22 protein-coding genes are annotated in these 22,666 nt (G+C 70.4%); 14 read left to right on the top strand and 8 right to left on the bottom strand.

Features of this window, described 5'->3' with window-relative positions; genetic code table 11:
* Positions 1-2: 2 nt before the first annotated feature.
* The 4 genes from mreD to ACT53Q_RS04845 all read right to left on the bottom strand — a co-directional run bounded on the left by mreD (position 3) and on the right by ACT53Q_RS04845 (position 3,265).
* Positions 3-482, bottom strand: coding sequence for a rod shape-determining protein MreD (gene mreD / locus ACT53Q_RS04860; protein ID WP_476185533.1), 480 nt, complete (start codon positions 480-482; stop codon positions 3-5).
* Complete coding sequence (gene mreC, locus ACT53Q_RS04855; protein ID WP_476185532.1) at positions 479-1,582, bottom strand: rod shape-determining protein MreC; 1,104 nt, start codon at positions 1,580-1,582, stop codon at positions 479-481. The genes mreD and mreC overlap by 4 nt, the downstream gene beginning before the upstream one ends.
* Before the next feature lie 48 nt (positions 1,583-1,630).
* Positions 1,631-2,122, bottom strand: coding sequence for a DUF5360 family protein (locus tag ACT53Q_RS04850; protein ID WP_476185531.1), 492 nt, complete (start codon positions 2,120-2,122; stop codon positions 1,631-1,633).
* Between the two features lie 96 nt (positions 2,123-2,218).
* Entirely contained in the window at positions 2,219-3,265 is a 1,047-nt protein-coding gene (locus tag ACT53Q_RS04845) for a rod shape-determining protein (protein ID WP_476185530.1), read from the bottom strand.
* Positions 3,266-3,615: 350 nt separating this feature from the next.
* Here ACT53Q_RS04845 and ACT53Q_RS04840 point away from each other — a divergent pair, with 350 nt between their 5' ends.
* From ACT53Q_RS04840 to ACT53Q_RS04790, 11 genes are all read left to right on the top strand, one after another.
* The gene (locus ACT53Q_RS04840; RefSeq protein ID WP_476185529.1) at positions 3,616-4,548 is read left to right on the top strand and encodes a carbohydrate kinase family protein; all 933 of its coding nucleotides are present in this window, start codon (positions 3,616-3,618) and stop codon (positions 4,546-4,548) included.
* 187 nt (positions 4,549-4,735) lie between these two features.
* Positions 4,736-5,125 carry an MAPEG family protein gene (locus ACT53Q_RS04835; RefSeq protein WP_476185528.1) on the top strand — a complete coding sequence of 130 codons (390 nt, stop codon included), beginning with the start codon at positions 4,736-4,738 and terminating at the stop codon, positions 5,123-5,125.
* A gap of 488 nt (positions 5,126-5,613) precedes the next feature.
* A complete protein-coding gene (locus tag ACT53Q_RS04830; protein WP_476185527.1) occupies positions 5,614-6,021 on the top strand; it encodes a helix-turn-helix transcriptional regulator in 408 nt (135 codons plus the stop codon).
* Positions 6,022-6,139: 118 nt separating this feature from the next.
* Positions 6,140-8,476, top strand: coding sequence for a protein-disulfide reductase DsbD family protein (locus ACT53Q_RS04825; RefSeq protein ID WP_476185526.1), 2,337 nt, complete (start codon positions 6,140-6,142; stop codon positions 8,474-8,476).
* On the top strand, positions 8,473-8,742 hold the full coding sequence (locus ACT53Q_RS04820) for a hypothetical protein (protein ID WP_476185525.1): 270 nt from the start codon (positions 8,473-8,475) through the stop codon (positions 8,740-8,742). The genes ACT53Q_RS04825 and ACT53Q_RS04820 overlap by 4 nt, the downstream gene beginning before the upstream one ends.
* Positions 8,743-8,767: 25 nt before the next feature.
* Positions 8,768-9,367 (top strand): TlpA family protein disulfide reductase, encoded by a 600-nt coding sequence (locus ACT53Q_RS04815; protein ID WP_476185524.1) that lies wholly within the window; start codon positions 8,768-8,770, stop codon positions 9,365-9,367.
* 292 nt (positions 9,368-9,659) lie between these two features.
* A complete protein-coding gene (locus ACT53Q_RS04810; RefSeq protein ID WP_476185523.1) occupies positions 9,660-10,112 on the top strand; it encodes a roadblock/LC7 domain-containing protein in 453 nt (150 codons plus the stop codon).
* A gap of 340 nt (positions 10,113-10,452) precedes the next feature.
* Entirely contained in the window at positions 10,453-10,902 is a 450-nt protein-coding gene (aroQ, locus tag ACT53Q_RS04805) for a type II 3-dehydroquinate dehydratase (protein WP_476185522.1), read from the top strand.
* 90 nt (positions 10,903-10,992) lie between these two features.
* Positions 10,993-11,475, top strand: a complete 483-nt coding sequence (accB, locus tag ACT53Q_RS04800; protein WP_476185521.1) for an acetyl-CoA carboxylase biotin carboxyl carrier protein — start codon at positions 10,993-10,995, stop codon at positions 11,473-11,475.
* A 10-nt stretch (positions 11,476-11,485) separates the two neighbouring features.
* Positions 11,486-12,853, top strand: a complete 1,368-nt coding sequence (gene accC / locus ACT53Q_RS04795; RefSeq protein ID WP_476185520.1) for an acetyl-CoA carboxylase biotin carboxylase subunit — start codon at positions 11,486-11,488, stop codon at positions 12,851-12,853.
* Positions 12,854-12,965: 112 nt separating this feature from the next.
* Positions 12,966-13,433: a DUF3592 domain-containing protein gene (locus ACT53Q_RS04790; protein WP_476185519.1), complete on the top strand. Its 468-nt coding sequence runs from the start codon at positions 12,966-12,968 to the stop codon at positions 13,431-13,433.
* Between the two features lie 3 nt (positions 13,434-13,436).
* Here the strand turns inward: ACT53Q_RS04790 and ACT53Q_RS04785 are convergent, their stop codons facing one another.
* Positions 13,437-13,880 (bottom strand): hypothetical protein, encoded by a 444-nt coding sequence (locus ACT53Q_RS04785; RefSeq protein ID WP_476185518.1) that lies wholly within the window; start codon positions 13,878-13,880, stop codon positions 13,437-13,439.
* A 264-nt stretch (positions 13,881-14,144) separates the two neighbouring features.
* Between ACT53Q_RS04785 and ACT53Q_RS04780 the strand changes: the two genes are divergently transcribed.
* Entirely contained in the window at positions 14,145-16,385 is a 2,241-nt protein-coding gene (locus tag ACT53Q_RS04780) for an AAA family ATPase (RefSeq protein ID WP_476185517.1), read from the top strand.
* A 39-nt stretch (positions 16,386-16,424) separates the two neighbouring features.
* Here ACT53Q_RS04780 and ACT53Q_RS04775 read toward each other — a convergent pair whose 3' ends face one another.
* Positions 16,425-19,079, bottom strand: a complete 2,655-nt coding sequence (locus ACT53Q_RS04775; protein WP_476185516.1) for an IPT/TIG domain-containing protein — start codon at positions 19,077-19,079, stop codon at positions 16,425-16,427.
* Between the two features lie 240 nt (positions 19,080-19,319).
* Here ACT53Q_RS04775 and ACT53Q_RS04770 point away from each other — a divergent pair, with 240 nt between their 5' ends.
* Entirely contained in the window at positions 19,320-19,880 is a 561-nt protein-coding gene (locus ACT53Q_RS04770; RefSeq protein WP_476185515.1) for an outer membrane beta-barrel protein, read from the top strand.
* A gap of 430 nt (positions 19,881-20,310) precedes the next feature.
* Positions 20,311-20,904 carry an outer membrane beta-barrel protein gene (locus ACT53Q_RS04765; protein ID WP_476185514.1) on the top strand — a complete coding sequence of 198 codons (594 nt, stop codon included), beginning with the start codon at positions 20,311-20,313 and terminating at the stop codon, positions 20,902-20,904.
* Between the two features lie 116 nt (positions 20,905-21,020).
* On the opposite strand, the gene ACT53Q_RS04760 is transcribed toward ACT53Q_RS04765, so the two are convergent.
* Positions 21,021-22,061 (bottom strand): NAD(P)H-dependent glycerol-3-phosphate dehydrogenase, encoded by a 1,041-nt coding sequence (locus ACT53Q_RS04760; protein ID WP_476185513.1) that lies wholly within the window; start codon positions 22,059-22,061, stop codon positions 21,021-21,023.
* A 58-nt stretch (positions 22,062-22,119) separates the two neighbouring features.
* On the bottom strand, positions 22,120-22,623 hold the full coding sequence (secB, locus tag ACT53Q_RS04755; protein ID WP_476185512.1) for a protein-export chaperone SecB: 504 nt from the start codon (positions 22,621-22,623) through the stop codon (positions 22,120-22,122).
* Between the last annotated feature and the right edge of the window lie 43 nt (positions 22,624-22,666).

The raw sequence follows: 22,666 nt of genomic DNA, 5'->3' as shown, positions 1-22,666 counted from the left end.
CCTCAGCGCCTGCGGCCCATGCGCAGGCCGTCGAGCAGCACGAACAGCGGCGGCCACACCACCGCGCCGAGCACCGGCGCGAGCCAGTGCATCCAGTGTTCCTGGCGCTGGCCGAGCACGAAGTGCGTGGCGGCGACCACGACCTGGTCGTTCAGCAGCAGGCCGCCGATCGCCAGCGCCTGCTGCGCGGTCGGGAAGAACCGCAGCTGCGGGCGGAACCGCTGCAGGATGAAGGTGATCACCGACAGCCGCAGCGCCTGCTCGCCGAGCACACTGCCGAAGGCGATGTCGGCGATCAGGCCGATGACGAACGCCCGGCCCAGGCCGACGCGATCGGGGTCTTCCAGCAGCCAGTACGCGAGCACCAGCGCCAGCCAGTACGGGCGCAGCGGCTGGAGCGACGCGGGCAGCGGCAGCAGCCCGAGCAGCAGCGCCGCGAACACGCTTACCGGCAACAGCCAGGGGCGACGGACGCGGCTCATCGCACGGGCTCCGGAGCGGGCGAAACCGGCGCGGCGGCGGGCGGCCCGGCCGCCGGGACGGACGGCGTCGCCTGCGCGTTGCGCGGCGCCGGGGACGTCGTCGCGGACGGTTTCGTGGCCCCTGCGCCCGCCGGCAGCTTCGCGGCCTGCACGGTCGCGCCGGTGGCCGGCTTCGCCGTGCCCGCGGCGGCGGTACCGGCGGGCAGCGCGGACGTGGGCGACGCAGGCGTGGTCGATGCAGGTGCCGCCGACACGGGCACCGTCGGTGCCGGCGCGCGACGCAGCAGCAGCACGTCGCGGCCGCGATCGAGCTGCGCGGCGGGGCGCAGGTCGCCGACGAGGAAGATGCGGCTCTCGTCGCGGCGCAGACGCACCAGCGTGCCGACCGGGAAGCCCGGCGGGAAGCGGCCACCCAGCCCGGAGGTGACGACCTGGTCGCCGACCTTCACGTCGCTGGAGGTCGGGATGTTCGCCAGTTCGATGCGGTCGCCGCGGCCGTAGGCGACGAGGCGGATGCCGTTGCGCGCGATCGTCACCGGCACCGCGTGGTCGGGATCGGTCAGCAGCAGCACGGTCGCGGTGCTCGGCCGCACCTCGATGACCTGCCCGAGCAGGCCGCCGGCGTCGATCACCGGCTGGCCCATGCGCACGCCCTGGTCGCGGCCGACGTCCAGCACCAGCCGCTGGCGGGTGGGATCGAGCGCGATGTCGAGGATCGGCGCCAGCTGCACGTCCAGGCCGCCGCGTTCGACCGTGCCCAGCAGGCCGCGCAGGCGCGCGTTCTCGTCGGCCGCGGCCTGCAGCCGCGCGATGCGCGCGCCGCTGATCAGCAGCGCGTTGCGCAGGGTCTCGTTCTCGCGCATCAGCCGCGTGCGCGTCGCCGCGTCATCGCGCACGGTGTCGCCGAGCTTGGCCGGCAGCCCCGCCAATCGCCACAGCGGCTGCGCCACCGTCTCCAGCTGCGAGCGGATCGAGGCCAGCCAGCCGCCGCGGTGGTCGGCGACCATCAGCGCGACCGCCAGCGCCAGCGCGACGAGCAGGCGCAGGGTCCCGGCGATGTCCTCGGAGCGCGATGCGGAAGGGCCGGCGTAGGGAGGCACGTCAGGAGGCGGTACGGCAGGATGGGTTCGGGGACGACGGCGGGCGGATCAGGTCCGCTCGCAGAAACAGGCGTACAGCGACGACAGCGGGCCGGGCCGCGACCGGCCCGTTGCGCCGGCCTGCGGATGCGCATCGCCGGCGGCGTCCTGCCCGCGCAGCAGCGCCGGCAGGTAGCACAGCGGCCACAGCAGCAGGTAGAGGTTCGGCAGCCACCACGTCGCGTCGAAATCGCGGCGCAGCGTCCAGAACGCGATCGCCATCAATCCGGCGCAGGCGGTCAGCACCAGCGACACCAGCGCGAACCGCGGCCACGCCCGCGCTCCGCGGCCCGCCAATGCCACCGCGGCCAGGCCGAAGACGCTCGCCAGCAGGTCCAGCGGCGCGAACGACACGTTCCAGGCGACCATCAGCGGGTCGTGGTAGTCCTTGAACAGCAGCGACGACGGCAACCACGCGCAGGCGGTCGCCAGCCAGTAGGCCAGGAAGCCCAGGTCGGTCAGCAGGAGATGGAGACGCAACCCGCGGGACAACGTCGTCATGCGCGCAAGACCGTGCGTGGAGACCGTGAACGGAAAGGACCGGCGCAGCGCAGCGATCGCGCCTCCCCGCGCCGGCGCGGGGGGCGACGGGCCGGATCACTCCGGCGAGAAGTATTCGTTGCCGTGCATGTCGACCAGCTCCAGCGCGCGGCCGCCGCCGCGGGCGACGCAGGTCAGCGGATCGTCGGCGACCTGCACGTGCAGGCCGGTCTCGTCGCTGATCAGCCGGTCGAGGTCGCGCAGCAGCGCGCCACCGCCGGTCAGCACGATGCCCCGTTCGGCGACGTCGGCGCACAGCTCCGGCGGGGTCTGCTCCAGCGCCAGCTTCACCGCGCTGGTGATGCCGCCCAGCGGCTCGCGCAGGGCGTCCAGCACTTCGTTGGAGTTGAGCTTGATCACGCGCGGCACGCCTTCGGCGAGGTTGCGGCCGGAGACTTCCATCTCCAGCACCGTCGCCTGCGGGTAGGCGCAGCCGATCTCCAGCTTGATGCGCTCGGCGGTGGCTTCGCCGATCAGCGTGCCGTGCGCGCGGCGCACGTAGTTGATGATCGCCTCGTCGAAGCGGTCGCCACCGATGCGCACCGACTGCGCGTAGACGATGCCGTTGAGCGCGATCACCGCGATCTCGGTGGTGCCGCCGCCGATGTCGATGACCATCGAGCCGCGGGCCTCGGTCACCGGCAGGCCGGCGCCGATCGCGGCGGCCATCGGTTCCTCGATCAGGAAGACTTCGCGCGCGCCGGCCTCCTGGGCCGATTCCTTGATCGCGCGCTTTTCGACGTTGGTCGAGCCGCAGGGCACGCAGATCAGCACCCGCGGGCTGGGCTTCAGGAAGCGCGACCTGTGCACCTTCTTGATGAAGTGCTTGAGCATTTCCTCGGTGTAGGTGAAGTCGGCGATCACGCCGTCCTTCATCGGACGCACCGTGGTGATGTGTCCCGGCGTACGGCCGAGCATCTGCTTGGCCTCGGCGCCGACCGCGGCGACCGAACGGTTGCCGCCGCCGACACGGTCGTGGCGCACCGCGACCACGGACGGCTCGTTGAGCACGATGCCTTGGCCGCGGACGAAGATGAGGGTGTTGGCCGTGCCCAGGTCGATGGACAGGTCATTGGAAAACATGCCGCGGAACTTTTTGAACATCGGGATGGCGTGCCGGGGTGGGAGCGGACGGAGGCGGCGAAGGAGGTGCCGGGGGACGATCTGGCCGCGGAACGCCCGAGCGGCGCGCCCGCGAAAAATTCAGGCGCGTCCGGGCGATTCTGGGACGCAATAGCGTAGCAAAAATCGCGCTTCGCCGCGGACTTCCGGCACATTCCGGAAGCCCCGGCACAAGTCCGGGACGGCGCCGCGGCCAGCTCGCGACAGGCCTGCGGGCAGGCCGCCGCGGGTCGGCGGAGCCCCCCGGCCGCTGGCCTCGCGGGCGGGCCAGCCTTACCCTATGCGGCCGGCCAAGCCGGCCACCCCACCCACTTACGGATGAAGACGACGCGATGGCAGCCCTGATCTGCGGATCCCTGGCCTACGACACCATCATGGTGTTCCCCGACCAGTTCAAGAACCACATCCTCCCGGACAAGGTCCACATCCTGAACGTCTCGTTCCTGGTGCCGCGGATGCGTCGCGAGTTCGGCGGCTGCGCCGGCAACATCGCCTACAACCTGAAGCTGCTGGGCGGCGACCCGATCCCGATGGCCACCGTCGGCGCCGATTTCGGCCCGTACCGCGAGTGGTTCACGGAAATGGGCATCAACCTGGACCGCATCAAGGAAATCCCGGAGCTGTTCACGCCCCAGGCCTTCATCACGACCGACCACGACAACAACCAGATCACCGCCTTCCACCCCGGCGCGATGATGCGGTCGTACGAGAACCACGTGAAGGACGTGGCGGGCGTCACCTTCGGCATCGTCAGCCCCGACGGCCGCGAGGGCATGCTGCAGAACTCGAAGGAGTTCGCCGAGTGCGGCATTCCCTTCATCTTCGACCCGGGCCAGGCGATGCCGCTGTTCAACGGCGAGGAACTGCGCGCGTTCATCGAGCAGGCCGACTACGTCACCGTGAACGACTACGAGTCGAACCTGCTGCAGGAGCGCACCGGCTGGGACGAGAAGACCATCGCCGGCAAGGTGAAGGCCTACATCGCCACCCAGGGCCCGCGCGGCGCCCGGATCTTCGCCGACGGCGCGGTCCACGACATCCCGCCGGCCCACGAGCGCCGGGTCACCGACCCGACCGGCTGCGGCGACGCGTTCCGCGCCGGCCTGATCTTCGGCATCGAGAAGGGCTACGACTGGCCGACCATCGGCCGGATCGGCAACCTGATGGGCGCGCTGAAGGTCGAACACCCCGGCACCCAGAACCAGCGCTTCGACTACGCCGAGTTCGACGAGCAGTTCCGCCAGCAGTTCGGCTACTCGCTCTGAGCCGGCAGTCCGTCGCCACCCCGCGTGGCGACGGGCCTCGCGCCCCGGGCGCCGTGCCCCGAGCCGGATGCCGGCGGGCCACGGGTCCGAGTCGCGGGTTGCGGTAACGCAACGTTCCGGCGCCGACGTGCCTCCTTGAGCGGGCGCCCATGCGCGCCCGTCCCGCCATCCCTCACGGAGCTCCCGCATGTCCATCGCCTACTGGTGCATTCTCGTCGCAGCCGTGCTGCCCTACCTCTGGGCCGGGGTCAGCCGCTTCGGCCTCCGCGGCTACGACAACCGCGATCCCCGCGGCTGGAGCGCCGCGCAGACCCTTCCGCGCGCCAAACGCGGCTATGCGGCGCACCTGAACGCCTTCGAGGCCTTCGCGCCGTTCGCCGCGGGCGTGCTGGCGGCACAGGCCGCGGGCGTCGATCCGGGCCGGATCGCGACGCTGTCGATCGTCTTCATCGTCTGCCGCATCCTGCACGGCGTGTTCTACCTGGCCGACCTGCACGCGTTCCGCTCGCTGAGCTGGGCGGGCGGCCTGGGCTGCGTGCTGGCGCTGCTGGCGCAGGCGGCGCTGAAGGCGGCCTGAGATCCCGCGCATTCCCGGAAAGGCCCGTCGGCCTCGCGGCCGGCGGGCCTTTCGCGTTTCCGGTGCCGGCGTTTCCGCGGGATTCTCCTGCGGCCGCACGTTTCGCGGGCACAAAAAAAGAGCGCGCACATGTAGTGCGCGCTCCCGGAGAAGACCATCCTGACGTCACCCGTGCAGGTGCGTTCCCCCCCTTGCAACCTCCGTATTGCAGCCAGCGTCCCTACCGGCTGGAGTGAGAATACCGATGCAAATTGCACAGGGAAGACCGGGGGGTCGTGCAGAACGGCCAATTCCGGTGAGCGCACTTCAGTAGATGCGGCTATCTCACTGATTTTAATGCTATCTATGGTGGCATGCCACCAAAAGCAGACAGTGTAATGACAGTATCAGTAACCCCGTGAACGAAACTGGCAATTCGCATATCTTCGACAAAAGTGTTTCGATAGAACCAAACACGGCACGTTCAGTGAACTGAATCACAAAAAAACATGCATTCACAGGATCGAATCCGCCTCGCACGGCGGCACGCCGGATTGTCCCAGGCCCGCCTCGCCGAAGCGATCGGCGTCCAGCGCAGTGCGGTCAGCCACTGGGAGTCGCCCCAGGGCAAGAATCCCAGCGTCGACCACCTCCGCGCGGTGGCGATGGTGGCCAAGGTGGCGTTCGAATGGCTGGCGACCGGGCGCGGCAAGATGCAGTTGTCCGAGGAGGCCGTGCTGGACTCGGTCTCCGCCGCCGACGCGCTGCTGGTCGAGGATCCGCTGGAGCTGCGGCTGGTGCAGGCGTTCCGCGAAGCCTCGCCGCGCACCCGCGTGGCGCTGGTGGAGATCGTCGAGGAACTGTCGGCCAAGCGCCTCGGCCGCACCCGGCCCAAGCGCCCGGGCGGCGGCGAATAGACCATACTTCCGCAGCCTCGCCGCCCGCGCTGCCGACGCCGGAACCGAACGCATCCGCGCAGGTCCGATGCCCGACCACGGATGCCCGCCGTGACTGCCTGACGCCCGGATCGACCCGATGACCGCCCCGTTCCTCCGACGCCTGTGCGTCACCCTGCTCCTGCCGCTGTTGCCGCTGCTGGTCGCCGCACCGGCCCGGGCGATCGACGAATCCGACCTGCTGCCGGTCGACCAGGCCTACGTGCTCTCGACCGAGGCCGCCGGCCCGGACAGCGTGCGGGTGCACTGGAAGATCGCCGACGGCTACTACCTCTACCGGCACCGCACCAGCGTGGCCGCGATCTCGCCCGGCGCCACCGCCGGCGCGCTGCGGCTGCCGAAGGGCGAGCCGCACGAGGACGAATTCTTCGGCAAGACCGAAACCTACCGCGGCGATCTGGTCGCGACCCTGCCCGACATCGCCGGCGTCACGGGATCGGTGACGATCAAGGTGAAGTACCAGGGCTGCGCCGATGCCGGCCTGTGCTATCCGCCGCAGACCCGGATGCTGACGGTCGTGCTGCCCGGCGGCGCCACGGCGGCCGACGACGGCGGCCCGTCCGACTTCAATCCGCTGGCCCGCGGTGCCGGGCCGGGGGGCAGCCTGCTCGGCGGCGGCAAGGCCGCGCCGCTGCCCGAGGAACAAGCGTTCGGTTTCGACGCCATCGTCGGCGACGGCAACACCCTGCTGCTGCGCTTCTCGCCCGCGCCGGGCTATTACCTGTATCGCGACAAGACCCGCGTGCGGCTGCAGGCCGACGGCATCGCCGCCGGCAAGCTGCGCTGGCCACCGGGCCAGACACACCGCGACGAACACTTCGGCGACGTCATCGTCTATTTCCAGCCGGTCGACGTGCCGCTGCCGGTGGTGCGCACGACGCCGGACGCGCGCCAGGTGACGGTGACGGCTTCGTTCCAGGGCTGCCAGAACGACGGCATCTGCTATCCGCCGATGACGCGCTCGGTGCGCGTCGCGCTCCCGCGCGGCCAGGTGCAGACCGCGGCCGAGGCCGCAACGACGATGACGACGACGGCGACCGCGCCGGCCGGCACGACGCCGGACGACACCGCGACCACGCCGCCGCAGACGGCAGCACCGGGCGACACCGGCGCGATGCCCGCCGCCGGCGTCGCGCCGCAGGACGTCACGCCCGCCACCGGCACCGATCCCGGCCCGACCCTGTTCGGCATGCAGCCGAACCTCGCGCTGGCGCTGCTCGCCGCGCTGCTGGGCGGACTGATCCTCAACCTGATGCCCTGCGTGTTGCCGGTGCTGTCGATCAAGGTGCTGGGCCTGGTCGAAAGCGGCGAGAGCGCGCAGCGGCGGCGCGCGCATGCGCTGTGGTACACGGCCGGCGTGCTGGTCAGCTTCGGCGCGCTGGGCGCGCTGGCGATGGCGCTGCGGCAGGCGGGCATGGCGCTGGGCTGGGGCTTCCAGTTGCAGCAGCCGCTGGTGGTCGCGGTGCTGGGCCTGCTGATGTTCGTCTTCGGCCTGAGCCTGTCGGGCGTGTGGCAGGTCGGCGGGCGCTGGATCGGCGCCGGCCACGGCCTCGCCAGCCGCAGCGGCGCGGCCGGCGACTTCTTCACCGGCGTGCTGGCGGTGGTGGTCGCGGCGCCGTGCACCGCGCCGCTGATGGGCCCGGCGCTGGGCTGGGCGTTCGCCGCCAGCACCGGCCTCGCCCTGCTGGTGTTCCTCGCGCTGGGACTGGGACTGGCGCTGCCGTTCCTGCTGGTCGGCTTCGTGCCGGCGCTGGCGCGCTGGCTGCCGCGGCCGGGCGCGTGGATGGACACGTTCAAGCGCGTGCTCGCGTTCCCGCTGTACCTCACCGCGCTGTGGCTGGTGTGGGTGCTGGCGAAACAGCGCGGCGCCGACGCCGTGGGCTGGTGGGGCCTCGCCGCGCTCGCGCTGGCGTTCGCGGCGTGGGCGTGGACGCATGCGGCGATGCACGGCACGCGCACGGGACGGATCGCCGCGGTGCTGGCGATCGCCGGCGCGCTGTGGCCGCTGCAGGCGATCCGCACGCTGCCCGCGCCGGTGCGCGCGGGTGCGACGACGACGCAGGAAGACGGTCGCGTCGCGTATTCCGCGCAGCGCCTCGCCGACCTGCGCCAGGCCGGCCGCGTGGTGTTCGTGAACATGACCGCCGACTGGTGCGTCACCTGCAAGGCCAACGAGAAGGCCGTGTTCTCGCGCGACGGCTTCCGCGACGCGCTGGCGAAGTCCGACGCGGTCTACATGGTCGGCGACTGGACCGACGTCGATCCCGAGATCACCGCGTTCCTGCAGCGCTACAAGGCCGTGGGCGTGCCGCTGTACGTGGTGTTCCCGCGCGGCGGCGGCGAAGGCACCGTGCTGCCGACGGTGCTGACGCCCGGCATGGCGGAGGACGCGCTGGCGAAGGCGGCGGGGCGATGATCGATCCGCGGCGCGATCCGCTCGCCTGGTCGATGCTGATGTACGAACTGGAAGATGCGCACGAGCATCTCGGCAATCTCATCCGCGACATGAAAGCGGACGAAGTGGCGTTCCGCATCGATCTCGGCCACGTCTACGCGCACCTCAACCGCGCCTGGAACCTGCGCGACAAGACGGACGCATGGCACGACTCATCGAATCCGGACTGGAATACGGAATACGAAGCCGCGCGCGCCTTCCCGACCGACCTCGAACCGATCGCATGACACCCCCGGCATCGCACGCCACCGCATGAAGACCCGCACCGTCCTGCTCGTCGCCTTCCTTGCCGCAATGCTCGGCGGCATCGCCGGCGTGGCGGTGTACGGCCCCGGCGCGCTGCTGCACACGCGCCTCGGGCAGGCGATGGCGCTGTGGCTGGCCGACAGCAAGGCGCCGCCGGTGCCCGCCGGCGTGACCGTGGCCCGCGAGGGCGACGTGGTGCCGCCGCTGCAATTGCCGGATCTCGACGGCCGCGCGACGGCGCTGCCGGGCGCGTGGCCGGGCCGGCCGCTGCTGGTCAACGTCTGGGCCACGTGGTGCGCGCCCTGCCTGCACGAAATGCCGGAACTGCAGCGGTTTGCGCGGACGCAGGGCGCGGGCGGGACGCAGGTGGTCGGCATCGCGCTGGACGATCCGGCGCAGGTCCGCGATTTCCTGACCCGGCTGCCCGTGACCTATCCGATCCTGATCGACACCCCCGGCCGCGCCGACGCCGGCGTGGTGCTGGGCAACCCGAAGGGCGTGCTGCCGTACTCGGTGCTGATCGGCGCCGACGGCCGCGTGCTGCACCGCCGGATCGGCCCGTTCGAGCCGGGCGAACTGGACGGTTTCGCCGCCGACGCGCGCTGACGCGGCACGGCAGGACGCCGTCATCGGGCAATTGCGACCTGCTGCGGCAGTCCTTTGCCGCCCCGCGGCAGGTCTCTCCAGTCGACGTCACTCGGATCGAATCCATCGATCACGCCGCAAATCATTGATTTTCCGTTGACTTCGCGGAATCGGCCCATGCCCGGGCCGCGAGCGCCTGCCGGACGGACACTTGGCACGAAGAATGCTTCCCTGAACACGGGAACGCGACACGTTCGCCGTTCCCGCCGACGAAGCGCTCCGCGCCCGCCCACTTTCACCCGATCCCGCCACCATGTCCGCGAACACCGTCCCGTTCCCGTCGCAGAGTCGCCTGTTCGGCAAGTACTTCGAGTACCGCCGCTACAACGACGTCGTGCGCACGATGCACGGCATGCTCGCCGGCATCCCCGATGGCCACGCCTGCGTGCTCTCGAATCTCGAGGGCCATCACCTCGCCCACGCCGCCGCGCCGATGCTCGACGCGCCGCGCCTGGCGGCGGTGGCCAGCGCGCTGTCGAACATGGCCGAGACGCTGACCCGCGATCTGGGCCAGCACGGCTTCACCGACATGACGGTGCAGACCGACGGCGGCATCGCGGTGATCCAGCGGGTGCCGCGCCCCGGCCAGCAGATGGTGATGCTCACCGCCGCCGGCCACGAAACCAACCCTGGTCTGGTGGCGAGCCTCGCCCGCCACTGCGCGACCACCATCTCGACGCTGTGTTCGGCGTCGATGGATCGCTGACCGGAGGCCTTCCCTCTCCCGCGGCACGGACGCCAGAGCTTCCGGACCGCAGTCGCCGCCGCAATGGCGCGACGTCCGAACAACCCGTGCAGGGCGAACGGCCCCAGGCGGAAACGCCGGGGCCGTAACTTTTTGTGCCCCCATCGTCGGCGAACATGCCGGCTTCCCCCGATTCTTCCCGCATGCCTCCCTGCGCGTTGCGGGCGGCCGTGCCGTGTCCGGAAGGCTCCGGAAGGCGGCTGCGCTTCAAGCACGCGCTTGAAAAGTCGTGAACATCGCCGATCTGGACACTTCTCCGGGTTTCGCGCAGACTGCCTTTCCATCCGGATGGATCGAATCGATGTCCCGCATCCTCGTTCTCAACGGCCCCAATCTGAATCTGCTCGGCACCCGTGAGCCGGAGATCTACGGGCGGACGACGCTGGCGGACATCGAGGCCGGGCTGGTGCAGCAGGCGGCCGCGCAAGGACATGCGCTGGAAAGCTTCCAGTCGAACGCCGAACACGCGCTGGTCGACCGCATCCAGGCCGCGCGCGGCACCATCGATTTCATCCTGATCAACCCCGCCGCCTTCACCCACACGTCGGTGGCGATCCGCGATGCCCTCGCCGCGGTCGGAATTCCGTTCATCGAGGTGCATCTGTCCAATCCCCACGCCCGCGAACCGTTCCGGCACACCAGCTACGTCACCGATCTCGCGGTCGGCGTCGTGGCCGGCTTCGGCCCGCTCGGCTACGGCCTGGCGCTGACGGCCGCGATGCAGCGGCTTGCGACGCCCGCTTCGCCCTGACCGCTTTCACCCAACGCTTCGACCCGACTGCCTCAACCCGCATTTCCCACGAACGACGCCCGCAGCCGCGGGCAAGCACGAGAACCCACAATGGACCTGCGCAAAATCAAGAAACTCATCGATCTGCTCGAGGAATCGAACCTCGCGGAGATCGAGATCAAGGAAGGTGAGGAATCCGTTCGTCTGGCGCGCATCCCGAAGGGTGGCGTGGCGATGAGCCTGCCGCCGCCGCCACTGCACCTCGAACACGCGCCCCGTCCCGCCGCGGCGATGCCGATGGCCTCGCCGGTGGACGCCGCGACCGGCGGCAGCCCGCGTCCGCAGTCGGACCTGCCCGACGGCCACGTCGTGCGCTCGCCGATGGTCGGCACGTTCTACGCGTCGCCGTCGCCGGACAAGCCGCCGTTCGTGAAGGTCGGCCAGGCGGTGAAGCAGGGCGAGACGCTCGGCATCGTCGAGGCGATGAAGATGTTCAACCCGATCGAGGCCGAGGTCTCCGGCACCGTGCTCGCGATCCAGTGCGAGACCGGCCAGCCGGTGGAGTTCGATCAGCCGCTCTTCGTCATCGGCTGAGGACCTTCCCATGCTGGACAAGGTCGTCATCGCCAATCGCGGCGAGATCGCGCTGCGGATCCTGCGCGCCTGCCACGCGCTGGGCATCAAGACGGTCGCGGTGCATTCCACCGTCGATCGCAACCTCAAACACGTGGCCATGGCCGACGAGTCGGTGTGCATCGGTCCCGCCGCCTCGAAGGACAGCTACCTCAACATGCCGGCGATCATCGCCGCGGCCGAAGTCACCGACGCCCAGGCGATCCACCCGGGCTACGGCTTCCTCAGCGAGAACGCGGACTTCGCCGAACGCGTGGAGAAGTCGGGCTTCATCTTCATCGGCCCGCGCGCCGAGACCATCCGCATGATGGGCGACAAGGTGGAGGCGATCCGCGCGATGAAGTCCGCGGGCGTGCCCTGCGTGCCCGGCAGCGGCGGCCCGCTGGGCGACGACGCGAAGGAAAACGCGCGCATCGCACGCGAGATCGGCTACCCGGTGATCATCAAGGCCGCCGGCGGCGGCGGTGGTCGCGGCATGCGCGTGGTCCACACCGAAGCCGCGCTGCATTCGGCCATCCAGACCACGCAGAGCGAAGCCAAGGCCGCGTTCGGCAACGAACAGGTCTACATGGAGAAGTTCCTGGAGAATCCGCGCCACGTGGAGATCCAGGTGCTCGCCGACGGCCAGGGCGGCGCGATCCACCTCGGCGAACGCGACTGCTCGATGCAGCGCCGCCACCAGAAGGTGGTCGAGGAAGCGCCGGCGCCGGGCATCACGCCGGAGCAGCGCGCCGAGATCGGCAAGGTCTGCACCGAGGCCTGCGTCCGCATCGGCTACCGCGGCGCGGGCACGTTCGAGTTCCTGTACGAGGACGGCCGCTTCTACTTCATCGAGATGAACACCCGCATCCAGGTGGAACATCCGGTGACGGAGCTGATCACCGGCATCGACCTGGTGAAGGAACAACTGCTGATCGCCTCCGGCGAGAAGCTGTCGATCCGGCAGGAAGACATCGTGCTGCGCGGCCACGCCATCGAGTGCCGCATCAACGCCGAGGACCCGGATTCCTTCCTGCCCTCGCCCGGCCTGATCAAGCATTTCCATGCCGCCGGCGGCCCCGGCGTGCGCGTGGATTCGCACATCTACGAAGGCTATCGCGTGCCGGCGAACTACGACTCGATGATCGGCAAGCTGATCGTGCACGGCCCGGACCGCGCCACCGCGATCGCGCGGATGCGGGTGGCGCTGAGCGAGATGGTGGTCGACGGCATCAAGACCAACATCCCGCTGCAGCAGCGGATCATGTCCGACGTCGGCTTCCAGGCCGGCGGCCAGAACATCCACTACCTCGAGAAGCGGCTGGCCGAGCGCAAGGAAAAGACGCTGTCGATCCTGTAGACCGGACGATGGCGGATCGCGATCCGGTCGCGGGCGACGCCGTCGCTCGCGATCGGCGTCGCGGCGATGATGGTGACCCCGCGAACCGGCAGACCCGCCGAAGGAGCATGCGATGAACCTCCCCATGCTGACGCGGGCCATCGGCGGCGCCGTGCTGGCGCTCGCGCTGGTGCTGGGCATCCGGGCCGCGATCTTCGTATCGAAGGCGACGCATGCCGACGGCACGGTCGAGCAGGTCACGGCCCGCAACGACCGCTGCTCACGGTCGAGTGGCGGCAAGCACCACACCACCACGCGCTACGACTGCACGCGGTTCTCGGCGACGGTGCGGTTCGCGTACGGCGGCAGCGACCACCGCGTGATCCTCGACGCCGGCAAGCGCAAGGGCCACGACGCCTCGCCTGCGAACGCCAACCTGCACGCGGGCGAGCAGGTGCCGATGACCTTCGATCCCGGCCACCCCGACGACGCCTTCCGCGGCGGCAACTCCTCGATGCACGTGTGGGGCCTGCCGCTGCTGGCGCTGCTGTTCGGCGGCGTGATGCTGTTCGTGTCGTTCGTGCGCACGAAGGCGCGCTGAGCCTCAGCCGCCGCGGACCTCGCCGGTGATCGCGTCGACGATCACGTCCGCCACGCCCGGCGCGCCGATGAACACGAACTCCGCGCCACCGCCCGCGCGGCCGCGCAGGGTCACGGCCACGTAGGGATCGATCCAGGCCGCCTCTTCCTTGCGGTTGTCGGCCTCGGACAGTTCCATCATCACCGGCCAGTCCAGGCCCGGCCCTTCCAGGCGCACGGTGTCCAGCCGCCGCAGCGGGCCGAAGTCGCCATAGCCGGTCTCCTCGGCCAGCAGCACGGTGCCGTCAGCCTCGCGGAACAGCACGCGCAGGCGGTCGAGCGCCATCGGCGTGGTGGTGGGGCCGGTGGACGCGGTGGCTTCGGCGCGGTGCGGCACCGCCTGCGGATGGCGGGCGCGGACCGCATCGATCGCGATCCCCACGCGGGTGTTGAAACTGGGCATGGCCATGGCGACGGCTTCCTCCGCCGGTGCTTGGGCACGCGGCGTCCGGCCGCGTCGGTGTCGCGGCGCAGGAGGCAACGGTCGATGCCGGCGGACGACGTCCACCGGTCCGGCGACCACGTCCCCCCTGGCCGTGGCGGCCCGGCGATGCCGGGCGTTTGCTCACCTTGTCAGACGCGATCGGGGGCGGCGGCCGGCCACCCGTTCGTCCGGGCACCGCGGATCGCGGGCTATGATGCCGACCGGATACCGGCGGGGGACGGAACGCGCGTGAATGTCGAGCACAACGCCAGGGGAACGGCGGACGCCGCGGACCCCGATCTGCGCGCACTCGAACAATCGCTGCAGCGGTTCTCGCGCCGCATCGACGGCGTCCTGCGCGGGCACTTCGCGACCCACGGCCTCCACCGGCTGCTGCGGCGCATCCGCGACCCCCGCGAATACGGCCGCCGCGTCGCGCTGTCGGCACCGTCGATGTGGCTGGTCGTGGCCGGCGTGCTGCTGGTCGCGGTCACCGTCGCACCGATGCTGGAACCACGGCTGGCGCGCCGGCTGCCGCACATTGCGCCGTGGCTGGCGGCCGCCTGGCTGGCGCTGCTGGTGGTGATCGAACAATGGGTGCAGCCGCGCCTGCTGCTGTTGCGCTACCGCTTCCGGTTGATGCGGCTGGAACGCAGGGACGGCGCCGGCGTCTTCAGCGACATCTACATCGTCTCCCGCATCGACGACAGCGCGACCGGATTCGGCATGCAGGAATGGAAGCCGCTGTCGGGCATGGCGCCGGGCGACCTGGTGGTGTCGGTCAGCGACGCCCACGACCGCGGCGTGGCGCTGATCCCGCTGCGCACCGAGGGCCGCCTGCCCGCCGTGGTCTGGGAACGCGACCTGAGCCAGCCCAACGCCTTCGCGCCGCTCACCGCACGGCTGCGCAACCTCGCGCACCAGTTCGACCAGGCCTGCGACCAGAGCGTGCGCCACGCCGGCCGGCTCGAACGCAACCGCACCCTGCGCTCGGGCAACGTGCTGCCGCAGACGCCGGTCGACGCGCAGCGGGTCTGGGCGGGCGTGGCGCTGGCGCCGGCGGTGAAGCAGCGGCTGATCGCGCTGGCCGGGCATTTCGCCGCCGGCAGCGCCTCGGCCACGCGCGGCCTGCTGCTGTACGGGCCGCCGGGCACCGGCAAGACCACCATCGCCCGCGCGTTCGCCGAGAGCATGCAGTGCGCGTTCTTCCCGCTGTCGCTGACCGACCTGAAGTCCGGTTACATCGGCCAGAGCGGCGAGAACGTGAAGGCGCTGTGGCAGAAGGCGCGCGGCGAGGCGCGGGCGGTGATCTTCGTCGACGAATGCGAGGGCGTGTTCGGGCGCCGCGGCGGCGTCGGCACCGACAGCTTCGTCGAGGAGATCGTCACCGCCTTCCTCGCGCAGTGGGACGGCTTCCAGAAGCAGAGCAACGTGTGGGTGGTCGGCGCGACCAACCGCCGCGACCTGATCGATCCCGCGCTGCTGTCGCGCTTCGAGGACCAGATCGAGATCGGCCTGCCCGACGACGCGATGCGCCTGCAGCTGCTGGCCGACGCCTTCGCCCGGCTGGGCATCCCGCCACCGCTGCCGCCGCGCACGACGGCGCTGACCGCAGGCATGTCGGGCCGCGACCTCGATGCGCTGGCCAAGCGCGTCGCGCGCGAGCACGGCACCCGCCAGCCGCTGGCGGACGAAACGCTGGAGGCGATGACCACCGCGATGCGCCGGCAGGGCTCCACCGCCACCGACGCCGGCGCGCGCTGGGACACGCTGGTGCTGTCCGAGCCCGTACTGTGCGAGCTGAAGACCACCGCCGGCCTGCTGCAGCACGCCGAGACCTTCCGCAAGCGCGGCATCGGCGTGCCGCGCGGCCTGCTGCTGTACGGCCCGCCCGGCACCGGCAAGACCCAGATCGCGCGCACGCTCGCCAACGAGACCGGGCTGCGCTTCATCGCCGCGTCCACCGCGGACATCAAGCAGGGCTTCCTCGGCCAGAGCGGCCAGAAGGTGCGGGAACTGTTCGAGCGCGCGCGCGAATCCGCGCCGTCGCTGCTGTTCATCGACGAGATCGACATCGTCGCCGCCGCGCGCGGCGGCCAGAACGACGCGATGCTCACCGAGATCGTCGGCCAGTTGCTGCAGGAAATGGACGGCGTGTTCGCGCAGCCGCAGGCGGTGTTCGTGCTGGCCGCGACCAACCGCCTCGACCAGATCGACGCCGCGGTGCTGTCGCGCCTGCCCAAGCAGATCGAGATCCCGCTCCCCGACCGCGACGGCGTGCGCCGCCTGCTCGAAGTGATGCTGCGCGGCAAGCCGCTGGCGTTCGCGGCGGAAGACGGCGCGCGCACGCTGGCTGCGCGCGCCGACGGCCGCAGCGGCCGCGACCTGCGCAGTTGGGTGGAATCGGCCGAACATCGCGCCGTCGCCCGCGCGATCGAGGCCGGCGATCCCGACGCCGTGTCGATCCGGCTCGACGACTTCGACGCCTGAGCCGCGGTTGCGGCGCAGGCGTCGGCCGGATCGCCGCCGTCAGCCCGACGGCGGCGTGATCGTCACCGTGTACGCACCCGCCGACAACGTGATCTTCACGTAGGTCGTGTCGCCCGGCGTGAAGAACATGTCCGGGTCGCTCGGTCCCTGCAGGCGATCGGTGAAGGCCATGTTGTAGCCGTTGGTCAGCGCCTGGAAATCGCTGGCGTAGGTGTTGTACGCGTCCGGGCTGCTGCGCAGCGAGGCGCCGAACCACTGCGCCAGCGCCTGCGTCGTCGGTTGCAGCGACAGCAGGTAGAACAGCTGCCCGGTGGTCAGCGCGCCGATCGCGGTCTGCGCGAGCGGGCCATCCGGCGGATCGAACACGCTGCCGGCGAGATTCGGCTGCCCGCCGGCCTGGGTGATCGTGGCCGCCTGCGTCGCCACCGTCGTCGTGCAGCCGGCCCAGCCGAAGTTGAAGCCCGCCAGCAGATCGCCGACGACGCGCCCGCCGAGATCGTTCTCGATCTGCGCCTGCGGATACGGGGTCGGCCCCGCGGGCGCGTCCTGCCAGTCGACCACGTACGGCGGATTGGCGCCGTAGATGCCGGTCTGCGCTTCCAGGTCGCTGCGCTGCAGGTAGACCGAGAACGTACCGACCACCGCGCCCGAGCCGGTGATCACGATGCCCGGCACGCCCGCCAGCGTGGGGATGCGCGGATTGACGCCGCCGGGGTTGAGGTCGGCGACCACGGTCGCCGCGAGCGTGTAGTCCTGCTTGTCCGTCCACACGGCCGCGATCGTCGAGGACTGGCTACCGGCGAAACCGAACAACGTGCCCTTGGGCAAGGCGACGCCCGTGTCGACGGTGGTGTAGCTCGCCACCGGCAGCGACGTACCCGCCTTCTGCAGCGCATCCAGCAGCGCACTCCAGTCGTGGTACGGCACGGCGTTGGTGATCATGCCGGCGTCGTACATCGACGGCGACAGGATGCGCGCGGTGCCACCGATCGCCAGCGTGCCGCCATCCGGGGTGGGCACCGACGTGGTCGCGGTCACGACCGCACCCGCCGGCACCTGTGTGCCCGCCGTCGTGCCCGAGGTCAGCGCATCGAACAGCGCGGTGCCTGCCGGCGAGGACAGCGGATTGTTCGCCGGCGGATTCACGAGCGCGCCGGTGCTGCGATCGAGCACCGCGATGTCCACCGGGATGGCGACGAAGTCGACGTACGAGGCATCGATGTTGGTCTGGCCGGCCACGGTCGACGTGAAGATCGACGGCTCGACGTAGGCGTACACCGTGCCGAAATCGGGATCGGACGGATTCTGCGCGGCCGGGATGGTCGTGGACTGCAACGGCACGCCGAGGCTGAAGTAGATGCGCCCGCCGGCATAGTCGTTGAGCCGGAACGCGGGCATCGGCGTGGCCAGGCTGGGCACGTCGGCCAGCGCCGTGGTCATCTGCGCCAGGCTGTAGGAACGGTCGGCGGTGTCCGTTCCGATGTCCAGCGGCTGGTTGTCGCCGTAGGTCTGCGTCAACGTGCTGTCGCCGATCGGCGCGCCGAGGAATTTCACGAAGACCTGGTCGTCGGGCACGCCGGTCTGGTTGTCGATGACGAACAACGCGTTCACCGGCGCCGGCGTGTAGTAGCTGAACTGGTCGACGGTCGTCTTCGCGGTCAGCCCGGTCGGCAGGCTGACCTGCACGTCGACCGTCTCGACCTTCGGCCCCGCGGGCGACACGGTCGTGATCGTGCTGCCGTCGGCGCTCACCGTGAACGACGCCGCGGGAATGCCGCCGAACTGCACCTGCAGCGCGCCGGCCAGGCCGGCGCCGAAGATCGTCAGCGGCGTACCGCCGGTCAGCGGACCGCTGGTGACCGACAGGCCCGTGATCACCGGTTCGAGGTAGATGAACTTGTCGGCCTGCACCACCGGCGTCAGCCCGGAGGGCAGGCTCACGCGTACGTCCACCGCGGCGGCCTTTGCGCCGCCGGGCGACGTGGTCGTGATCGACGTGCCGTCGGCGCTCACCGTGAACGGCTTGGCCGGCACGCCGCCGAACTGCACCTGCTCCGCACCGGTGAAGCCGTTGCCGGTGATCGTCACCGGCGTGCCGCCGGCCAGCGGCCCCTGCACCGGCGACACGCCCGTCACGGCCGGTGCGGTGTACTGGTAGGTGAACAGGTCGGCCGGCACTTTCGCCGTGAGCCCGGACGCCAGGCTCACCTGCACGTCCACCGGGCCCGCGGCGCCGCCGCCGGGCGACGTGGTCGTGATCGAATTGCCGTCGGCGCTCACCGTGAACGGCTTGGCGAGCACGCCACCGAACATCACCTCGGTGGCGCCGGCGAAGCCGTTGCCGGTGATCGTCACCGGCGTGCCGCCCGCCAACGGGCCCTCCGAGGGCGACACGCCGGTCACGGCCGGCGCGATGTAGTCGAACATGCCGACCTTCACGGGGACCGTGGACGTGGTGACCGTCACCTCAGCGGGCCCGGCGGCCGCGCCCGCGGGCGTCACCGCGGTCAACGTCGTCCCGCCCGCCTCCACCTTGACATCCGTCGCCGGCACGCCGGCGAAGAAAAGCTGCGGCACGCCCGAAAAGCTGCCGTTGGTGATCGTCACCGGCGTGCCGCCGGCCTGCGGCCCGCTGTCGGGCGTCATCGTCATCGACGCCGGCGTCGTGCCGGCGGTGGTGTCCTGTTGCGACATCGTGTCTTCCCCCTGTTCCGTGGTGATGTATCCGTGCCGCCCGCATCGTGCGGATGGTCGCTCGCGATCATGCAGAGCGCGGCCACGGCGAACAACATGAACGCTTCGCAAAAGTTCCCGAACCAATCGGTTCAGTATTAAGGAATCGTTACACGGCGATATCGAGAATGCGTTTCACCGGAGCGGCTCCCCTCTCTCTCCACCGCTCCGGGTCCAATAACAACCATGAGGTTTTCCTCCATGAAGCGCACCCTCCTCGCCCTGACCCTCCTTGCCGCCGCTCCGTTTGCCGCCTCTGCGGCCGAAGGCCTGTCCTACAACTACGTGCAGGGCGGTTACGTCGCCACCAACAACAACGACGGCGTGCCGGACGCCGACGGCTGGGGCCTCAACGGCTCGGTTGCGGTGGGCCAGAGCTTCAATGTCTTCGGCGGCTACAACACCCAGGAAATCGACAACACCAACTTCAACGTCGACGAGTGGAAGCTGGGTGTCGGCTACCACTACGGCCTGACCGACAAGGCCGACCTCGTCACCAACGTCGCCTACCAGAAGCTCAACCCCGACCTCGGCAGCAACCTCAACGGCTACAGCGCCGAAGTGGGCGTCCGCGGCGCGATCGCGCCGAAGTTCGAGGGCTACGCGATGGCCGGCTACGAGGACTACAAGAAGGTCGACGGCAACTTCTACGGCCGCCTCGGCGCCAACGTGAAGTTCAACGACACCTGGGGCCTGAACGGCGACGTGAAGTTCGCCGATGGCGATGCCCAGTGGTTCATCGGCCCGCGCGTCAGCTGGTAAGCCGCGGCCGCACGGCTCCCCGTGCAGGGCAGGCGTAGCCCCGTTCCCGATACGCCTTTCCGTCGATCGACTCCCCCGATCACGGCCTGGAAGCCCGGCGCAAGCCGGGCTTTCTCGTGTCCGGCCGCAGGATTCCCGCAGCGCGCCGAGTCGTCATCGAAAGCATGGCGCCGGCCACGCCGGACGACCGCCGGGTCGACGCCTGCCGTTGCAGCTTCCGCTCCAGCACGTCGGCGCGAAGCGGATGAACTGCCGGCCCGCACGCCGCCCGGCTCCGGCCGGGGGGCGCGTTTCCGGGCGCCGGAACCGGGCCCGGCTGCGCATTCGCGCCCGGCTTGGGTACACTGGCAGGCCGCGCCAGGCTGGGGCCTGGGCATACACCGCAACCGCCGGGATCCGTCCGGCGACACCATCGGCAATGGGGAGATTCATGAAGAAGCATCTTGCGGCCGCGCTCGTGCTGGCCAGCCTGCCGTTCGCGGCGTCCGCCCGTGACAGCCTGGGCGGCTACAACTACATCCAGGGCGATGTCGAACGCATCGTGGTCGACACCCCCAACCTGGGGACCGACAGCTTCGATTTCGACGGCGCCGGCGTGCGCGGTTCGATCGAGCTGACCGACGATCTCTACGTCTACGGCGGCTACGCCTGGGCCCGCAACAGCGACCTGCCCAGCAACATCAACGCCCGCCAGTCGCACCTCGGCCTGGGCTACCGCCATACGATGTTCGACAACGCGGACTTCACCGCCGAAGTCGGCTTCCAGCACGTCGAGCTGGATTCCTCGGTCTACCGCGACAACTTCGACGGCGCCAAGGCGTCGGTCGGCCTGCGCGGTGCCTTCGGCAACAACATCGAAGGCTGGATCAAGGCCAACTACGTCAACGGCAGCGACTACGACAGCGAGTTCAGTGGCACGGTCGGCGGCCAGTTCGTCATCAACGAGACCTGGGGCATCGTGGCCGAAGGCGAATTCGGCGACCTGACCTCGCAGTACACGGTCGGCGTCCGCGCCAGCTTCTGATCCCGCCTCGATTCCGCGCCACGCCCGCGCGCGGCGCGTCCACGAAAAAGCCCGGCCATGCCGGGCTTTTTCGTTGGCGGCTATGGCCGGGGTTCGATGCCCGGGTGCAGCGCGACTCAATCGTCGCCGAACAGGCCGTGCGGGTATTCCGGCTTGCGCTCGCGGGCCATCAGGCGCTTGAGGCCGTCGGCCGGGGTGATCTCGCCCTTCAGCACGTCGCGGACGGTGCTGGAGATCGGCAGCTCGATGCCGTGGCGGTCGGCCTGGCGCATCACTTCCTCGGCGGTCTGGATCGACTCCACGACCTGGCCGATCTCGCGCACGGCGTCGGCGATCGACTGGCCGCGGCCCAGCGCCAGGCCCAGCCGGCGGTTGCGCGACAGGTCGCCGGTGCAGGTCAGCACGAGGTCGCCCAGGCCGGCGAGGCCCATCAGGGTCTCGGCCTTGCCGCCGATGGCGAGGTTCAGGCGCAGCATCTCGTTGAGGCCGCGGGTGATCAGGCCGGCGCGGGCATTCAGCCCCAGCGCCATGCCGTCGGCGACGCCCGTGGCGACCGCCAGCACGTTCTTCATCGCCCCACCCAGCTCGGCGCCCAGCATGTCCTCGCCGGTGTAAGCGCGGAACGACGGGCCGTGCAGGGTGCCGGCGACCTGGCGGGCGAACGCGTCGTCCTCGGAATGGACGGTCAGCGCGGTCGGCAGGCCCTGCGCGACTTCCTTGGCGAAGGACGGGCCGGTGACGACCGCCAACGGCACGCCGTCGGGCAGCTGGTCGGCGGCGACCTCGTGCAGGAAACGGCCGGAGCCGGGCTCGAAGCCCTTGGTCGCCCACGCCACGCCCGCATGCGCGGGGCGCAGCAGCGCCAGCGCGTGCAGGGTCTCGGCGAAGGCATGGGACGGCACGACCACCAGCACCAGATCGCAGCCGTCGAGGGCGACGGCCAGGTCGGTGGTGGCGCGCAGGGTGTCGGGCAGCGGGATCCCCGGCAGGTAGCGGGGATTCTCGTGCCGGGCGTCGATGGCGGCGACCGTGGCGGCGTCACGCCCCCACAGCACCGTGCGGTGGCCGTGGCGGGCGATCAGCGCCGCCAGGGCCGTGCCCCAGGAGCCGGCGCCGAGGACGGCGACGGCCGGGAGCGCATCGGGGCGGGCGATCATGCCGGCACCCGGATCGCGGAGATCGGCGGAGACCAATCGGGGAGATCGATCGTGCGGATCAGGCGTTGCCGATGGTCTCGGCACCGGCCAGGCCACCCTGCTGGGCGGCGCGCTGGCGCAGGCCTTCGGCGTACAGGCCTTCGAAGTTGATCGGCTGCAGCAGGAACGGCGGGAAGCCGCCGGCGGTGATCAGGTCGCTGATGCTCTGGCGGGCGTAGGGATACAGCACGGTCGGGCAATGGATGCCCAGCATGGCGTCGAGGTTCTGGTCGTCGAAGCCCGAGAGACCGAACAGGCCGGCCTGGCGCACTTCGGCCAGGTACACGGTCTTGTCGATCAGCTTGCAGGTCAGGGTCACGCCCAGTTCGACCTCGAACAGGTTGTCGGCCAGGCGCTGGACGCGCTGGTTGAGGTTCATCTCGAGCGCCGGCTGGCCCTGCTCGTTGAACACCTGCGGGGCGCCCGGGGCCTCGAACGAGACGTCCTTGACGTAGATCTTCTCGACGCTGAAGGTCGGGCCGTTGGCTTCGGCGGCGGCGCCGTTGGCGACGGGTTCGGACATGACGGGAGCTCCTGAAGGGAAAGCGGAAAAGAGGTCGATTATG

This window comes from Lysobacter sp. DMC97 (assembly GCF_056313745.1).
The sequence above is the reverse complement of the archived record's forward strand: the minus strand, read 5'-3'. Positions and strand labels throughout refer to the sequence as shown.

Bases quoted from the DNA above. Each gene is read 5' to 3' on its own strand.
- mreD (WP_476185533.1), bottom strand. From the start codon at position 482: ATGAGCCGCGTCCGTCGCCCCTGGCTGTTGCCGGTAAGCGTGTTCGCG.
- ACT53Q_RS04850 (WP_476185531.1), bottom strand. From the start codon at position 2,122: ATGACGACGTTGTCCCGCGGGTTGCGTCTCCATCTCCTGCTGACCGAC.
- ACT53Q_RS04845 (WP_476185530.1), bottom strand. From the start codon at position 3,265: ATGTTCAAAAAGTTCCGCGGCATGTTTTCCAATGACCTGTCCATCGAC.
- ACT53Q_RS04840 (WP_476185529.1), top strand. From the start codon at position 3,616: ATGGCAGCCCTGATCTGCGGATCCCTGGCCTACGACACCATCATGGTG.
- ACT53Q_RS04835 (WP_476185528.1), top strand. From the start codon at position 4,736: ATGTCCATCGCCTACTGGTGCATTCTCGTCGCAGCCGTGCTGCCCTAC.
- ACT53Q_RS04830 (WP_476185527.1), top strand. From the start codon at position 5,614: ATGCATTCACAGGATCGAATCCGCCTCGCACGGCGGCACGCCGGATTG.
- ACT53Q_RS04825 (WP_476185526.1), top strand. From the start codon at position 6,140: ATGACCGCCCCGTTCCTCCGACGCCTGTGCGTCACCCTGCTCCTGCCG.
- ACT53Q_RS04820 (WP_476185525.1), top strand. From the start codon at position 8,473: ATGATCGATCCGCGGCGCGATCCGCTCGCCTGGTCGATGCTGATGTAC.
- ACT53Q_RS04815 (WP_476185524.1), top strand. From the start codon at position 8,768: ATGAAGACCCGCACCGTCCTGCTCGTCGCCTTCCTTGCCGCAATGCTC.
- ACT53Q_RS04810 (WP_476185523.1), top strand. From the start codon at position 9,660: ATGTCCGCGAACACCGTCCCGTTCCCGTCGCAGAGTCGCCTGTTCGGC.
- aroQ (WP_476185522.1), top strand. From the start codon at position 10,453: ATGTCCCGCATCCTCGTTCTCAACGGCCCCAATCTGAATCTGCTCGGC.
- accB (WP_476185521.1), top strand. From the start codon at position 10,993: ATGGACCTGCGCAAAATCAAGAAACTCATCGATCTGCTCGAGGAATCG.
- accC (WP_476185520.1), top strand. From the start codon at position 11,486: ATGCTGGACAAGGTCGTCATCGCCAATCGCGGCGAGATCGCGCTGCGG.
- ACT53Q_RS04790 (WP_476185519.1), top strand. From the start codon at position 12,966: ATGAACCTCCCCATGCTGACGCGGGCCATCGGCGGCGCCGTGCTGGCG.
- ACT53Q_RS04785 (WP_476185518.1), bottom strand. From the start codon at position 13,880: ATGGCCATGCCCAGTTTCAACACCCGCGTGGGGATCGCGATCGATGCG.
- ACT53Q_RS04775 (WP_476185516.1), bottom strand. From the start codon at position 19,079: ATGTCGCAACAGGACACCACCGCCGGCACGACGCCGGCGTCGATGACG.
- ACT53Q_RS04770 (WP_476185515.1), top strand. From the start codon at position 19,320: ATGAAGCGCACCCTCCTCGCCCTGACCCTCCTTGCCGCCGCTCCGTTT.
- ACT53Q_RS04765 (WP_476185514.1), top strand. From the start codon at position 20,311: ATGAAGAAGCATCTTGCGGCCGCGCTCGTGCTGGCCAGCCTGCCGTTC.
- ACT53Q_RS04760 (WP_476185513.1), bottom strand. From the start codon at position 22,061: ATGATCGCCCGCCCCGATGCGCTCCCGGCCGTCGCCGTCCTCGGCGCC.
- secB (WP_476185512.1), bottom strand. From the start codon at position 22,623: ATGTCCGAACCCGTCGCCAACGGCGCCGCCGCCGAAGCCAACGGCCCG.